The organism is Vulgatibacter sp. (assembly GCF_041687135.1).
Lineage (GTDB): Bacteria > Myxococcota > Myxococcia > Myxococcales > Vulgatibacteraceae > JAWLCN01.
The window spans coordinates 470,590-484,074 of sequence record NZ_JAWLCN010000001.1 but is presented as its reverse complement, the minus strand read 5'-3'; the positions used below and the strand labels follow the sequence as shown (position 1 = coordinate 484,074).

15 protein-coding genes are annotated in these 13,485 nt (G+C 71.2%); 9 read left to right on the top strand and 6 right to left on the bottom strand.

What is annotated here, in order from left to right:
• Positions 1-9: 9 nt before the first annotated feature.
• Positions 10-450, bottom strand: a complete 441-nt coding sequence (gene rplM, locus ACESMR_RS02250) for a 50S ribosomal protein L13 (RefSeq protein ID WP_373044704.1) — start codon at positions 448-450, stop codon at positions 10-12.
• Between the two features lie 189 nt (positions 451-639).
• Positions 640-2,676, bottom strand: coding sequence for an ATP-dependent helicase (locus tag ACESMR_RS02245; protein ID WP_373044702.1), 2,037 nt, complete (start codon positions 2,674-2,676; stop codon positions 640-642).
• A gap of 141 nt (positions 2,677-2,817) precedes the next feature.
• Here ACESMR_RS02245 and ACESMR_RS02240 point away from each other — a divergent pair, with 141 nt between their 5' ends.
• On the top strand, positions 2,818-3,252 hold the full coding sequence (locus ACESMR_RS02240; protein ID WP_373044700.1) for an SMI1/KNR4 family protein: 435 nt from the start codon (positions 2,818-2,820) through the stop codon (positions 3,250-3,252).
• Here ACESMR_RS02240 and ACESMR_RS02235 read toward each other — a convergent pair whose 3' ends face one another.
• Positions 3,253-4,104 (bottom strand): universal stress protein, encoded by an 852-nt coding sequence (locus ACESMR_RS02235; protein WP_373044699.1) that lies wholly within the window; start codon positions 4,102-4,104, stop codon positions 3,253-3,255.
• A gap of 127 nt (positions 4,105-4,231) precedes the next feature.
• Here ACESMR_RS02235 and ACESMR_RS02230 point away from each other — a divergent pair, with 127 nt between their 5' ends.
• Positions 4,232-5,803 carry a vWA domain-containing protein gene (locus ACESMR_RS02230; protein ID WP_373044697.1) on the top strand — a complete coding sequence of 524 codons (1,572 nt, stop codon included), beginning with the start codon at positions 4,232-4,234 and terminating at the stop codon, positions 5,801-5,803.
• A 64-nt stretch (positions 5,804-5,867) separates the two neighbouring features.
• Positions 5,868-6,704: a hypothetical protein gene (locus ACESMR_RS02225; protein ID WP_373044695.1), complete on the top strand. Its 837-nt coding sequence runs from the start codon at positions 5,868-5,870 to the stop codon at positions 6,702-6,704.
• Here ACESMR_RS02225 and ACESMR_RS02220 read toward each other — a convergent pair.
• Positions 6,689-7,885, bottom strand: coding sequence for a class I SAM-dependent rRNA methyltransferase (locus ACESMR_RS02220; protein WP_373044694.1), 1,197 nt, complete (start codon positions 7,883-7,885; stop codon positions 6,689-6,691). The two genes, ACESMR_RS02225 and ACESMR_RS02220, sit on opposite strands and share 16 nt — an antisense overlap.
• A gap of 129 nt (positions 7,886-8,014) precedes the next feature.
• Here ACESMR_RS02220 and ACESMR_RS02215 point away from each other — a divergent pair, with 129 nt between their 5' ends.
• The 3 genes from ACESMR_RS02215 to ACESMR_RS02205 all read left to right on the top strand — a co-directional run bounded on the left by ACESMR_RS02215 (position 8,015) and on the right by ACESMR_RS02205 (position 10,122).
• Positions 8,015-8,902, top strand: a complete 888-nt coding sequence (locus ACESMR_RS02215) for a hypothetical protein (RefSeq protein WP_373044692.1) — start codon at positions 8,015-8,017, stop codon at positions 8,900-8,902.
• A complete protein-coding gene (locus tag ACESMR_RS02210; RefSeq protein ID WP_373044690.1) occupies positions 8,862-9,686 on the top strand; it encodes a metallophosphoesterase in 825 nt (274 codons plus the stop codon). Before ACESMR_RS02215 ends, ACESMR_RS02210 begins: the two co-directional genes overlap by 41 nt.
• A gap of 127 nt (positions 9,687-9,813) precedes the next feature.
• The gene (locus ACESMR_RS02205; RefSeq protein WP_373044689.1) at positions 9,814-10,122 is read left to right on the top strand and encodes a tetratricopeptide repeat protein; all 309 of its coding nucleotides are present in this window, start codon (positions 9,814-9,816) and stop codon (positions 10,120-10,122) included.
• Between the two features lie 66 nt (positions 10,123-10,188).
• On the opposite strand, the gene ACESMR_RS02200 is transcribed toward ACESMR_RS02205, so the two are convergent.
• Both ACESMR_RS02200 and ACESMR_RS02195 read right to left on the bottom strand, forming a co-directional pair.
• Entirely contained in the window at positions 10,189-10,461 is a 273-nt protein-coding gene (locus ACESMR_RS02200) for a GlsB/YeaQ/YmgE family stress response membrane protein (protein WP_373044687.1), read from the bottom strand.
• Between the two features lie 120 nt (positions 10,462-10,581).
• On the bottom strand, positions 10,582-11,178 hold the full coding sequence (locus ACESMR_RS02195; RefSeq protein ID WP_373044686.1) for a hypothetical protein: 597 nt from the start codon (positions 11,176-11,178) through the stop codon (positions 10,582-10,584).
• A gap of 96 nt (positions 11,179-11,274) precedes the next feature.
• Here ACESMR_RS02195 and ACESMR_RS02190 point away from each other — a divergent pair, with 96 nt between their 5' ends.
• The 3 genes from ACESMR_RS02190 to ACESMR_RS02180 are packed head-to-tail and all read left to right on the top strand — an operon-like array spanning position 11,275 to position 13,474.
• A complete protein-coding gene (locus ACESMR_RS02190) occupies positions 11,275-11,595 on the top strand; it encodes a PilZ domain-containing protein (protein ID WP_373044684.1) in 321 nt (106 codons plus the stop codon).
• A gap of 49 nt (positions 11,596-11,644) precedes the next feature.
• The gene (locus ACESMR_RS02185) at positions 11,645-12,052 is read left to right on the top strand and encodes a chemotaxis protein CheW (RefSeq protein ID WP_373044682.1); all 408 of its coding nucleotides are present in this window, start codon (positions 11,645-11,647) and stop codon (positions 12,050-12,052) included.
• The gene (locus ACESMR_RS02180; RefSeq protein ID WP_373044681.1) at positions 12,053-13,474 is read left to right on the top strand and encodes a CheR family methyltransferase; all 1,422 of its coding nucleotides are present in this window, start codon (positions 12,053-12,055) and stop codon (positions 13,472-13,474) included.
• The last annotated feature ends 11 nt before the right edge of the window (positions 13,475-13,485 follow it).

The following is a 13,485-nucleotide window of genomic DNA, read 5'->3' as shown; positions in this document are numbered from 1 at the left end:
TCCCTTACCTTAAGCCCGGATTTCGAGCGCCTGGGGCTGCTGGGCCTCGTGCGGGTGCGTGGGACCAGCGTAGACCTTCAGCTTGGTGAACATCTTCCGCCCGAGCGCGTTGCGCGGAAGCATCCGGCGCACGGCGTTCTTGACGAGATCCTCGGGGCGCGACTCGCGAAGCTGCTTCGCAGAGCGGACCTTGAGCGAGCCCGGCAGGCCCTGGAGGCCGACGCGGTAGTACATCTTCTTGTCTTCCTTCGATCCCGTGAGCTTCACCTTCTCGGCGTTGATCACGATCACGAAGTCGCCGGTGTCGATCGAGGGCGTGTAGAGCGGCGTGTGCTTGCCCTTGAGGATGGACGCGACCTGGCTCGACATGCGGCCCAGGACCTTGTCGCTGGCGTCCACCACGAACCACTTGCGGCGGATCTCGCCCTTCTGGGCGCTGTGGGTGTTCATCGGACTGGCTCCAGATGCTCGGCTTCTTCGGGGGGGCAAACCTCTCGGTGGGCCCCAAAAATTCGCAATGCCCCGCCCTCGCCCGTTCTACCGGGCGCGACGAAAGCGGGCTTACTAGAGGATCGACCGGATGTTGTCAAGCGATCGCCGCTTGCAACCGGTCTCTCGATTCGTCCCTGTGGACAACATTCAGGAACCCTTCGAGAGCATGGCGATGAGATCGGTGAAGAACGTCTCGCTGCGCTTCTCAGATTCCTCGTTTGGCTCGGCGATGTCCATCTCCTCGTACGCCCCCTCGGGAAGATCCTGCAAAAAACGCGAGGGTGTGCGGGGTACCTCCTTGCCGCGCATCACCCGGGCGGCGCTCCTGGTGACGAAGAGCTTCTCGCGGGCGCGGGTGATGCCCACGTAGGCGAGGCGCCGCTCCTCGGGCAGGTTCTGCGGCGTCCCCTGGATCCCCTTGTGCGGCAGGAGGTCCTCCTCGAGGCCCACGAGGAAGACCACGGGGAACTCGAGGCCCTTGGAGGCGTGCAGGGTCATCATCACCACCCGGTCGCCGGGAAGCGCCTTCTCCTCGTCCTTCCGGTCGAGGGTGAGCTGGGCGAGGTATTGGGCCAGGGTGCCCTTCTTCCCCTCGCGCTTCTCGTAGCGCTCCAGCGAGACGAGCGTGCTCTCCACCGTGTTGATGCGCCGCTCCGCCGCCTTGGCGGAGCTCACCTGCGCGGCGATCGCCGCCTTGAGCTCGATCTCCTCGATCAGCTCCCGGGCGATCTGGGTGGCGGAGGTCCCCTCGATCAGCTTGTTCGAGTAGCGGTCCACCAGCTCCACGAAGGCCGCGATCTTCGGCGCCGGCGTCTCCAGCTCGGGCCAGGCGCCCTCCGAGGCCTTGCGGAAGGCGGCGAGGAGGCCGAGGCCCTCGAGGGTGGCCCGGTGGCGCACCTTCTCCACCGTGGCGTCGCCGATGCCGCGGGCGGGAAAGTTGACGATGCGCAGGAGCGAGACCTCGTCCTGGTTGTTGACGAAGAGCCGCAGGTAGCCGAGCAGGTCCTTGACCTCCCGGCGATCGAAGAACTCGGTGCCGCCCACCACCTCGTAGTTGATGTTCTCCGCCCGGAGCGCCTCCTCGTAGACGCGGGACTGCAGGTTGGTGCGGTAGAGGATCGCGTGGTCGCCGGGCTGCCTGCCCTTCTCGATCGATTTCTTGATCTCGTTGACGACGTAGCGGGCTTCGGCCTCCTCCACCGGGCAGGTGACCACCTGCACCTTCTCGCCCTGGCCGGCGGTGGTGAAGAGGCGCTTGTCCTTGCGATCCTCGTTCTTCTCGATCACCGCGTTGGCGCATTCGAGGATGTTGCCGAAGGAGCGGTAGTTCTGCTCGAGCCGCACCTCCTTCGCGCCGGGGAAGTGGATGTGGAAGCGGAGGATGTTGTCCACGTCGGCGCCGCGCCAGCTGTAGATCGCCTGGTCGTCGTCGCCCACCACGCAGACGTTGCCCCGCGGCAGGCCGAGGAGCTTGGTGAGTTCGAGCTGGGTGCGGCTCGTGTCCTGGTATTCGTCGACGAAGATGTAGCGGAAGCGATCGTGGTAGCGCATCCGCAGCGGCTCGTTCTCGCGGAAGAGCTTGATCGGCAGGCCGATCAGGTCGTCGAAATCGACCATCGCCATCGCCCGGAGGCCCGCCTCGTAGCGCGGGTAGACCTCCTCGGTGATGAGCTCGTATTCCTCGCCGTAGATCGTGGGCCGGGTGGGCTTGGAGATCGGCTGCCCCGGCTCGATCCCCTCGCCCTTGGCCAGCGAGATCAGCGCCAGGATCCGCTTCGGATCGAAGGAGCGATCGTCGATGCGCACCTCGCGCATCGCCCGCTTCACCAGCGCGTTCTGATCGCCTGCGTCGGCGATGGTGAACTGCTTCGGGTAGCCGAGGCGGCCGTGCTCCGCCCGGAGGATCTGCAGGCCGAAGGCGTGGAAGGTGCCGACGGTGAGGTCCTTCGCCCGGCGCGAGGAGACCAGCAGGGCGACGCGCTCCTTCATCTCGGAGGCGGCCTTGTTGGTGAAGGTCATCGCGAGGATGTGGGGGGCGGGGACGCCCTTCTCCAGCAGGTACGCGATGCGGTGGACGATCACCCGGGTCTTGCCGGATCCCGCCCCGGCGAGGACGAGCAGGGGGCCCTCGGTGGTGACGACGGCCTGGCGCTGCGGGGGGTTCATCCCGGAGAGATCGAGCATGGTTCCTGCGGGGGAAGGGTGGGTGGACCGCTCGCGCGGCGGGCGGGAGTGTACCGATCCGCGCGGCTTCGCCTAGGCCTTCGCAGCGGCGCCGCGATCTGCTAGGAAGCGCCGCTTCTCGAAGCCTGCGGAGGCGAAGGCATGGGCGCCAGCGAAGGACGTGCGGTGGGCGAGGCGCTCCTCGAGCATCCCGATCACGAGCTCTACGACGAGGCGCTGCCTGGCGAGATCGCCTCGGCGGAGCGCTTTCTCAAGGTGCGCCTGCCGCCGTCCTACAAGGCGATGCTCGAGGTCGGCTCCGGCGGGATCCTCGCCGACGGCGATCTCCTCCTCGGCACGAAGGATCCCGAAGGCTGGGGGGCGACGCTGCACCAGGTGGCCCGGGCGATGTGGGACGAGGGGCTGCCCCGGGAGCTCCTGCCCATCGTCGACGGCGCCCATTTCGTCTGCCTCGATCTGCAGGCCTGCGACGAGGGCGGCGAGTGCGCGGTGGTGGAGCTCGACGCCGAGAGCCTCGAGGAGAAGCGCCGCTGGCCCGACTTCCCCGCCTTCGCCAGGGAAGCGCTGCTCGGCTGATCAGGGCAGCTCGAAGCGGAAGGCCTCCGGGCGCACGGTGAGCGTGTCGCAGGGCGCCTCGCGAACCACGCTCTCGGCGACGGAGCCGAGCAGCATGTGGCTCGCGCCGCTGCGCCCGTGGGTCCCGAGGGCGACCAGCCCCACCCGCAGCTCCCTGGCGACGTCGGGGATGGTGTTGACGGCGCTGCCCTGCTGGACCAGCAGGTCGATCCGGGCCTCCGGCGGGAGCTGGGCCCGGAAGCGATCGAGCGCCTGCCTCCCTGCCTGCAGGGCCTCCTCCCGCAGGTCCCGGAGCTCCGGCTCGGTGGCGCCGAAGCGGCGGAGCCTGGCCTCGGGCTGCGGCTCGACTACGTGGAGCAGGGTCATCTGCGCATCCGGGCGCAGGGAGAGGGCGAGCCGCGCCGCGCGGAGGGAGGTCTCGGAGCAATCGCTGGCCACCAGGACCCGCCGCCAGAGCCGCCAGGTGGGGTTCTTCACCACGAGCACCGGCCTGTCGCCCTTGCGGATCAGCCGCTCGGCGGTGCTGCCGAGGACGAAGCCGCGGACCGCCGACTCGGCGAGGGCGCCGACCACCACCAGCCCTGCGTCGAGGGAGCGCGAGGCCCGGATGATCTCCACGAAGGGGCGCCCCCGGACCACGTGGAGCGCCGCCGGGCATTCGAGGGGCAGATCCGCGAGGCCTGCAGCCAGGGCTTCGTGGGCCGCCGCCTCGTCGCCGTCGGTGGCGTGGAGGATCACCAGCTCCGCCCCCTGGCGCTGCGCGAGGCGGGCGGCCCGGAGCAGCGCCGCGTCGGAGCGCTCGGTCAGATCGCAGTAGGCGAGGATCCGTCGCATCGAGGAGAGGATGCGCACCGGCGGGGCACGTGGCCGCCGGGCGTATTCCGGCTCGGATACGGAAAGGGCCGCCCGGCAGGTCGCCAGCCGTGCGGGCGGCTCTATGCTTGGCGGCATGGCGAATCGCCGTGCGAGGAGAAGACCGATGCGACAGTTCCGGCTCTGGACGGCAATGGCAGCAGCCCTCGCCCTCGCGGCGTGCGGCATGGGGGACGAGGAGGCAGCGGCGGACGGTGCCGGCGACCTGGCAGGCCGTGGTGGCTGGCCCACCAACGGCGACGGCAACGGCGCCGGCGGCGCGGGAGGAACGGGCGGCGGCAGCTGGCAGGACGGCGAGCAGTACACCTCCTACGGCGAGAACGAGTTCACCGACCCGGCGGAGGACAACCTCTGCACCTTCGGCGTCGACGTCGACACCGCCAGCTACGCGATCATGCGCCGGGACGTGACCGCCGGCGCCCTCCCCGTCTCCGCCGGCGTGCGCACCGAGGAGTACGTCAACTACTTCGACTACGGCTACGAGCCCCCTGCTGCCGACGCTGCGGATGCCTTCGCCGTCCACCTCGACGGCGCCCCCTCCCCCTTCGGCGAGGGGCTCCAGCTCCTGCGGATCGGCATCAAGGGCAAGGAGCTCGCCGCCCCCGAGCGGGGCCGGGCGAACCTCGTCTTCCTCGTCGACGTCTCCGGCTCGATGGGCGAGGCGAACAAGCTCCCGCTGGTGCAGGCGGCCCTGCGGCTGCTGGTGGACGAGCTGCGGCCCGACGACACCATCGGCCTCGTCGCCTACGCCGGGACCGCCGGCGTGGTCCTCGAGCCCACCGCGGTGGCGGAGCGCCAGACGATCCTCACGGCGATCGACCAGCTCCGGTCCGGCGGCTCCACCAACGGCGAGGCGGGGATCCGCAGCGCCTACGATCTCGCCGGCGAACACTTCGCGCAGGACGGGATCAACCGCGTGATCCTCTGCACCGACGGCGACCTGAACGTCGGCCTCACCGGCGACGCCCTGATCGCGCTCATCGAGGAGTACCGCTCCCGCGGCGTCTACCTCACCACCCTGGGCTTCGGCAGCGGCAACTACAACGACGCGCTGATGGAGCAGCTCGCCGACAAGGGGAACGGCAACTACGCCTACGTCGACTCGATGGCGGAGGCGGAGCGGGTGCTGCGCCGCGATCTGCTCGGCACCCTGGTGGTGATCGCGAAGGACGTGAAGATCCAGGTGGCGATCGATCCCGAGGCGGTGGCCCGCTACCGCCTCCTCGGCTACGAGAACCGCGCGATCGACGACGAGCAGTTCGAGGACCCCAGCGTCGACACCGGCGACATCGGATCGGGCCACGACGTCACCGCCCTCATCGAGCTGGAGCTGAAGCCGGAGGTCCACGAGCCCGGGGCGATCGCCGCCAACGTCGCCACCGTCTCCCTGCGCTACAAGAAGCCCGACCATTCCACCGACACCGAGCTGCAGCGCTCCATCTCCGTCTCGGGTTTCGCCACCTCGTTCACCGCGGCGCCCGAGAGCCTGCGCTTCGCTGCGGCGGTGGCCGAATACGCGGAGATCCTGCGGCGCAGCCAGTTCGCGGAGGGCGCGCGCTTCGCCGATCTGCTCGAGATCGCCGGCGACGCCACCGCCGACGGCGACCCCGATCGTCTCGAATTCATCGAGCTCGGGGCCAAAGCCAAAGGGCTCTGGGAGCTGCGGTACGGCCGCTGAACCTTGGCGGCGGGCCCCCGTTCGCTGGTAGAACGGGGCCCTTGCCCCTCCGGAGATGGAAACGATGATCCGCCGCCCACTCGCAGCCGCAGCCCTCGCCCTCCTCGCCTCCGCCTGCGTGGGGACCGAGGTGGGGAATCCCGACGGCGCCGGTGGCGGCGGCGGTGCGGGTGGCGTCGGCGGTGTCGGGGGCACGGGCGGGACCGGCGGCATGGGCGGTACCGGTGGCACCGGCGGTGGAGCCGGCGGCGTGGTGGCGGCGCCGGACGAGGTGGACTTCGGGACCACCTGCCCCGGCGGCGTCGCCAGGAGCTGGATCGATCTGGCGAACCAGCGTGAGATCCCGACGCTGGTCGAGCTCGCCGCTGCGGAGGAGACGGTCGCCCTCGTCCCCGCCTCGCTGGAGATCGAGGCCCTCGGCGCCGCCCGGAGCGCGGCGATCTACAGCGCGCCCCTCGAGGCGAGCGGTCCGCAGCGGGGCTCGATCGCCATCAGCTGGGACGAGGGCGCATCGCTGCGGGAGCTGCCCTGGAGCGCGGAGATCGTCGCCGCCGCCGCGGGCCGGAGCCAGGTGCTCTGCGGCGGCGAGGGCCCCTGCGAGGCGGTGCGCTTCGTCGGCGAGGCGGACGAGGTGGTCTCGGTGCCGCTCGCTGTCGCCAACGACGGCTGTGCCGCCCTCACCGTCACCGGCGTCGAGGTCCTCTCCGAGGGGCCGCAGCCGGCCCTCGCCGGCGAGCTCCCGATGATCCTCGAGCCGGGCACCCGCTGGTCCGGCGCGCTGGAGCTCACCCTCGACGCGGCGGGGAGCGGCAGCTTCCGCCTCCTCACCGACGAGGCGGCGCAGCCCGCCGAGATCCCCTTCGAGGTGGTGGTGGGGAACGAGGGTCAGAGCACCCGGTAGACCCAGCACTTGAGGTACTCGGTCTCCGGGACGCCGACGAGCACCGGGTGGTCCCGCGCCGCGCCGCGCCGCTCGATCTGCTGCACCGGCCGCTTCGCGTCGGCGATCGCCGCGTCGAGGATCGCCCCGAAGCGCGCAGGCGTCATCTTGCCGCTGCAGGAGCAGCTGATCAGCACGCCGCCCTGCTTCACCAGCTTGAGACCGCGCAGGTTGAGCTCCTTGTAGGCCCGCTCCGCCGCCTGCACGTCGCCCTTGCGCTTGGTGAACGCAGGCGGGTCGATCACCACCACGTCGAAGCGGCGTCCCTCGCGCTCGAACTGCCGGAGCACGTCGAAGGAGTTGCCGCAGATCGCCTCGACCGGCCTGCCGTTCGCCCGGGCGTTGACGCCGATCCGCGCCGCCGCCTGCTCGTCGGCCTCCACCGCGATCACCGAGCTCGCGCGGGTGGCGAGGGAGAGGGCGAAGCCGCCGTGGTAGCTGAAGGTGTCGAGGCCGGTGCCGCCCTCCGGCATGTAGCCCGCTGCGTGGACGTGGTTCTCGCGCTGGTCGAGGAAGGCGCCGGTCTTGAGGTCGGCGAGGAGATCGAGGGCGAAGCGATTGGGCCCCTCGTGGTAGGTCGTCGTCGCCTCGGGACCGCCGTGGAGGAGCCCCTGCCCCCGCTGCAGCCCTTCGAAATCCCGGGCGCTGGTGTCGTTCTTGGCGACGATCACCCGGGGGGCGAGGGCCTCGACCAGCAGGCGCACGAAGAGCGGGGTGAGCACGTCGGCGCCTTCGCTGGTGGTCTGCAGCGAGAGCGCGTCGCCGTAGCGATCGACGAAGAGGCCCGGCAGCCCGTCCGATTCGCCGTGGACCAGCCTGCCGGCGTCGGCGTCGGGCCAGAGCGTCCGGCGGAAGGCGAGCGACCGCTCGAGCCGCCCCTGGAAGAAGGCCTCGTCGCAGGGCTCGTCCTTGCGGGTGAGCATGCGCAGCGCGATCCGCGAGCCGGCAGCCTGGAAGGCTCTGCCCAGGGGATTGCCGGTCTCGTCCACCACCCGGACGACGGCGCCGCCGGGGGCTGCCGCCGCCTCGAGGAGGTCGGGGCGGAAGACCCAGGGATGCCCCGCCCGCACCCTGCGGGCGCCACGGCCGTGGACACGTGCAACCGCCTGCTCCTGTGCCCGGGGATCGAGAAGCCTCTCCATCGTCGTCGCCTCGTCTCTTTTGCCGTACCGGCGGCACGTATAGCAGGACCTCGCCGGACGTGTGCCGGCTCTCGCCGCCGTCCCTACCTTCCACGGAGGGATTGGGCTCGCTGGACCATGGAGGGCGGCGTGGCAGAGGTCGACAACGAGAAGACCGTGGCAGAGCAGCAGGCCGGGGCCGGCCCCCACGAGGCGGTAGATGCGCACCGCTCGAAGCGGGCGCCGCCGCCGATGCAACCGGACCAGCGTCCCGCCATCGAGCGCGGCGCGCACCTGCTCGCGCTCACGACGCTGAAGAACGCGGAGATCCCCTTCGTGGTCGCAGGCGCCTACGCGCTGCACCAGTACACGGGCATCTACCGGGACACCAAGGACCTCGACATCTTCCTGCGGCGGCAGGACGTGGATCGGGCGATGGAGGCCCTGGGATCGGTGAGCTTCCAGACCTCGGTGCTCGATCCGGTCTGGATCGCGAAGGCCTACGCGAGCGACGACTATTTCGCCGATCTGATCTTCAGCTCCGGCAACGGCGTGGCGGAGGTGGACGACCTCTGGCTCTCGCGGGCCCACGCCGGCGTGATCCACGGGCTGCCGATCCTGGTGGCGCCGCCCGAGGAGATCATCTGGTCGAAGGCCTTCGTCTGCGAGCGCGAGCGCTTCGACGGCGCCGACGTGAACCACATCATCCTGGCGCGCGGCAAGCAGATGGATTGGAAGCACATGATGTGGCGCTTCGACGCCCACTGGGAGGTGCTGCTCGCCCACCTCACGATGTACCGCTTCTCCTATCCGGGGCAGCGCGACCACGTTCCGGACTGGGTCTGGAACGAGCTGCTCGACCGGGCCGCGAAGCAGAAGAACGAGCCGGAGCGGAAGATGCTGTGCCGCGGCATGCTCCTCGCCCGCGGGCAGTACGACGTGGACGTGAAGCACTGGGGCTACGACGACGCCCGGCCCCTGGAAGTGGAGGGATTCCGTGCCCATCGACGGGAAGCTGCGGATCGCGGCGGTAGGTGACCTGCACTGCCGGCTCGGCAAACACGGCAACTATCGCCGGCTCGTCGATGCGGTGAACGAGCAGGGATGCGACGCGCTCCTTCTCTGCGGCGATCTCACCGATCACGGGCACGTCGACGAGGCGAAGTTGCTGGCCGAGGCCCTGTCCGGCGTGCGGGCGAAGAAGATCGGCGTTCTCGGCAACCACGACTTCGAAGCCGGAAAGTCCGACGAGATCTGCGCCGTCCTCGCGGAGGGTGGCATCCACATCCTCGACGGCGACCACTACGAGCTCAAGGGGCACATGGTGGGCTTCGCCGGGGCGAAGGGCTTCGGCGGCGGCTTCGACAGGGCCACGCTGCAGGGCTTCGGCGAGGAGGGGATCAAGGGCTTCGTGCACGAGGCGGTGCAGGAGGCCCTCAAGCTGGAGACCGCGCTCCTCCGGGTCGACGCGCCGATCAAGATCGCGATCACCCATTATTCGCCGGTGCGCGACACGGTGATCGGGGAGAACCCGGAGATCTTCCCCTTCCTCGGCAGCTCGCGCCTCTCCGAGCCGATCGATCACCACCGGCCGACGATGTGCTTCCACGGCCACGCCCACTACGGGACCATGGAGGGCCGCACCCTCGGCGGCGTGCCCGTCTACAACGTGGCGCTGCCGCTGCTGCGGCGGGATCATCCGGATCGGCGCTTCTTCATGGTCGACATCCCGCTGCCGGAGGGCTTCCACGCGCCTCCCTCGGAGCGACCGGGCGCGGTGGTGACCCCAGCCGATCTCCACGCGGAGCACGAGAGCGGCTGATCGCCGCGGCACGGACGCAGCAAAGGCCGGCCGGCACCGTTGGGTGCCGGCCGTTCTCGTTCCTCCGTCGTGGTAGGTTGCGCCGCCGCCTGTCGCAGGAGCGGCCACCGACAACGACGAGGAAGCGATGGACGAGCGCGAGCGCCAGTACCGCCAGATGATCGAGGAGTTCCCCGAAAGCCCGCTGCCCTGGTTCAGCCTGGGGCGCTACCTGCTCGAGGTCGCGCGCTTCGAGGAGGCGGTGGAGGCGCTGCAGCGCTGCATCGACGCGGACCCGAGCTACGCCGCGGCGCTGCTGGCGCAGGGCGACGCCCTCGCTGCCATCGACGAGACCGAGCGGGCCCGCGACGCGTACGCCCGCTGCGCGGACGCGGCCCTGGCGCAGGGCCACCCGACCCTCGCCGGCGAGGCGCGCGAGCGGGCGGAGGAGCTCTGAACGCAAAAACCCGCGGAAGGCAGTCGCCTTCCGCGGGTCCGAGTAAGCCCGGCCTACGCAGCCGCGCTACACCGTCGCTCGACGGTGTCTGCTGCCCACCGCCATTCGGTATACCGCGAGCAGCAACAGCGCGCCGACCACCGCGAGGAAGAGGCTCCAGAAGGAGAAGCCCTCCAGGCCCGCGCCCGTGATCGCGCTGCCGATCCAGCCACCCAGCAGCGCACCAGCGACGCCGAGAAGCGTCGTCACGATGAATCCGCCGGGATCCTTGCCCGGCATGATCGCCTTAGCGATGAGGCCTGCAACCAGGCCGATGACGATCCACGCAAGAATACCCATGCGACCTCCATTTCCCCCGCCGCATCGGTAAGTTGTGGACGGTCTGCGAGCGGGCCAACCCCGGGGGGTCGCTCTGCCTCGTCGCCACCTCCGGCCCCGGCGCTCGAGGTGCGGGCCCCTTCAGCCCCGAATCCGCTCCAGGGGCACCTGGCGCCGTCTCCCGTCCGGCGCTGGGAGGACGTGCTCCTCCAGGTAGGTGAGCTGCCCCCCGCCCGCTGCGAAGGCCACCGCCCCCGGCGCCACGTGGACGAACTCCACGGAGCTGCGGGGCAGCGCCGCCTCCAGCGAGCGGAGAACCCTGCCGACCCAGCGCCCGAAGGCAGCTCCCTTGCGGATCCGCTCGTAGTCCTCGAAGGCGAGGACGCTGGCGGAGAGGCGAGCGGGTGCGAGCCTGCCGTGGGCCGGGGCGGGCAACTCGAGCTGCATCACCTCGGAGCGGAGCTCGTCGAGGGCATGCAGACCCCGGTTCGGTCCCTCGCCCTGCTGGTGGAGGACCAGCTGCCTGCTGTGGGCCCGGTGGGCGAGGTAGAGCCGCCGCACCGATCGCACCGCGGGACGGAAGGCGTGGGCGCCCGGATCGGCGAGGAGCGCCGAGGCGTCTCCCGTGTCGGCGTATTTGCCGGGCAGCACCACCAGCCCCGGCTCGATCGCTTCGATCCGCCGGAGGAACTCCGCTTCGTCCGTGCCGTGCAGGTAGCAGAGGAACTGGCGCTCCAAATCGTTTCTCCACAACCCCACGGAGGGGCGGAAATGGACGGCCCCCCCGGCGGCGATAGCGTTCTCCCAACAGGGTCAGCCTGAAGGGAGCGCCACATGTACTCCGAGCCAGTAGGCCGCCGCCACCCCCGCGTTCCCGCGGGTTTCCTGGTCAAACTCCACGACGCGGGCCGGGTCCTCGTCCACAAGGCCCGCGACCTCTCGATGACCGGCGTGCTCCTCGAAGGCTGCAACCACCGCGTCGGCGAGAAGCTGGTGGTGGAGATCCCGCTGCCCGACGAGCAGCGGATGATCGCCGTCACCGGCGAGGTCCGCCGCGGCGACGCGCGGACCGACACCACGGCCGTCTACTTCCTCGACCTCGACTGGGACGATCTCTTCGCCCTCGCCCGCTACGTCGCGCCGCGCCTTCCCTGACGCCCGCCGATCCTTGCACCCGGCACCGCCCGTCCCCACGACTAGGGGGATGGAGGTGCTGGCCTTCGAGGTGGGCGGAAGGCGGGGCGCGATCCCCGCGGGCGACGTGCGCGAGATCGTGCGGATGGTGCAGGTGGCGCCGCTCCCCGGCGCCCCGGTCGGCGTCGACGGCGCCATCACCGTGCGCGGCGCCGCCGTCCCGGTCGTGGACCTCGGCAACGCCCTCGGCCTCGCCCCCCGCCCCGTCGATCCCGACGAGCATCTGATCCTCGTCGACGTCGCCGGGCGTCTCGCGGCGCTGCGGGTCGACAGGGCCCTGGAGCTCCGCACCATCGACGAGAGCCGGCTCGAGGAGCAGGGCCCCGCGGCGCCGGGCGTCGCCTGGGTTCCGGCGCAGGCGGAACCGCTGGTCCTCCTCGCCGACCTGGCCGCCTTCCTCGGAGGTCGGGTGCCGTAGATGGAGCGGCCCTTCGACCAGGTGGCACGGGTGCTCCGCGTGCGGGCAGGGCTCGCGATCGAGCCCACCCGCTACGAGCGGGTCGAGAGCGCGGCCCGCAAGGCGATGGTGCAGGCGGGGATCGCCGACCCCTCGATCTACGCCGCGCAGCTCGCGGCGGGCAGGCTCCCGCTCGATCCGCTCCTCGACGAGGTCACCGTCGGCGAGACCTACTTCTTCCGCGACCTGCCGCACTTCGAGATGGTGCGCCGCCTGGTGATCCCCACCTTCCGGGACGGTGAGCTGCAGGCCTGGAGCGCCGGCTGCTCCTCCGGCGAAGAGGCCTATTCGCTGGCGATCCTCTTCGAACGGGAGGGGATCGGCCACCGCAGCGCCGTGCTGGGCACCGACATCGCCCCCGGCGCCCTCGCCAGGGCCCGCGAGGCGCTCTACCGGCGCTGGTCCCTGCGCGGCCCCGGCGCGGCCTGGGTTCGACCGTGGCTGCACGAGGAGGGCGAGAGGCTCCGCCTCGCCGCGACGATCCGCGCCCGGGTCCGGTTCCGGATGCTCAACCTCGCCAGCGATCCCTACCCCCGGGGCCAGCACCTGATCTTCTGCCGCAACGTCCTCATCTACTTCGGCCCGGAGGGCGTGGCGCAGGTGGCGCGGCGCCTCTACGAGGCGCTCGCCCCGGGCGGCTGGCTCGTCACCGGCCCCTCGGATCCACCGCTGGGCGCCCGCGCGCCCTTCGCGGTGGAGCTGCGACCCGAGGGGATCTTCTACCGGCGCCCGGCGATCGGCAAGGAGAGGAAGCCGCCGGCGGCCAAGCGGGTGCTGCCGCAGCTGCCGGCAACAGCGCGCGCGGTGGCGTCGCCCCCGCCCCGTCCGCTGCAGCGGCAGGCCCCGGCACCACGACCACCGCCGCAGCGCCGGCAGGCCCCCGTGCCGCCGCCGCTCGAGAAGCCGGCGCCGGGCGAGGCTGCGCGCCAGGCCCTCGTTGGCGGGCGCTACGACGAGGCGGCGCTCCTCGCTGCCGACGCAGGCGATCCCGCCAGCCTCGCCCTCCACATCCGGGCGCTGGCCAACGGGGGCAACCTCCCCGGGGCGCTGCGGGTTGCCGAGGAGGCGACCGCCCGCCATCCCTTCGCCACCGAGCTGGTCCACCTCCGGGCGGTGTTGCTGGCGGATCTCGGTCGCGACGCGCAGGCGCTCGAGGCGGTGCGCTCCCTGCTCTACCTCGACCCCTCGCTGGTGATGGGCCACTTCCTCCGCGGCACGCTGCTGCGGCGCCGCGGCGACACCGCCGGCGCACGGCGGGCCTTCGAACGAGCGCGGGATCTCTGTGCTGCCACGCCGCCCGATGCGCAGGTTCCGCTCTCCGACGGCGAGAAGGCGGGCCGGCTCCGGGTGGTGGCCGAGCAGCAGCTCGCCGCCCTCGAGTAGCGCCCCCCGGG

What these genes read in the sequence shown, in the direction of transcription:
- ACESMR_RS02240 (WP_373044700.1), top strand. Translation starts at nt 2,818, where the DNA reads ATGGGCGCCAGCGAAGGACGTGCGGTGGGCGAGGCGCTCCTCGAGCAT.
- rplM (WP_373044704.1), bottom strand. Translation starts at nt 450, where the DNA reads ATGAACACCCACAGCGCCCAGAAGGGCGAGATCCGCCGCAAGTGGTTC.
- ACESMR_RS02180 (WP_373044681.1), top strand. Translation starts at nt 12,053, where the DNA reads ATGGAGCGGCCCTTCGACCAGGTGGCACGGGTGCTCCGCGTGCGGGCA.
- ACESMR_RS02185 (WP_373044682.1), top strand. Translation starts at nt 11,645, where the DNA reads ATGGAGGTGCTGGCCTTCGAGGTGGGCGGAAGGCGGGGCGCGATCCCC.
- ACESMR_RS02200 (WP_373044687.1), bottom strand. Translation starts at nt 10,461, where the DNA reads ATGGGTATTCTTGCGTGGATCGTCATCGGCCTGGTTGCAGGCCTCATC.
- ACESMR_RS02205 (WP_373044689.1), top strand. Translation starts at nt 9,814, where the DNA reads ATGGACGAGCGCGAGCGCCAGTACCGCCAGATGATCGAGGAGTTCCCC.
- ACESMR_RS02245 (WP_373044702.1), bottom strand. Translation starts at nt 2,676, where the DNA reads ATGCTCGATCTCTCCGGGATGAACCCCCCGCAGCGCCAGGCCGTCGTC.
- ACESMR_RS02190 (WP_373044684.1), top strand. Translation starts at nt 11,275, where the DNA reads ATGTACTCCGAGCCAGTAGGCCGCCGCCACCCCCGCGTTCCCGCGGGT.
- ACESMR_RS02225 (WP_373044695.1), top strand. Translation starts at nt 5,868, where the DNA reads ATGATCCGCCGCCCACTCGCAGCCGCAGCCCTCGCCCTCCTCGCCTCC.
- ACESMR_RS02230 (WP_373044697.1), top strand. Translation starts at nt 4,232, where the DNA reads ATGCGACAGTTCCGGCTCTGGACGGCAATGGCAGCAGCCCTCGCCCTC.
- ACESMR_RS02220 (WP_373044694.1), bottom strand. Translation starts at nt 7,885, where the DNA reads ATGGAGAGGCTTCTCGATCCCCGGGCACAGGAGCAGGCGGTTGCACGT.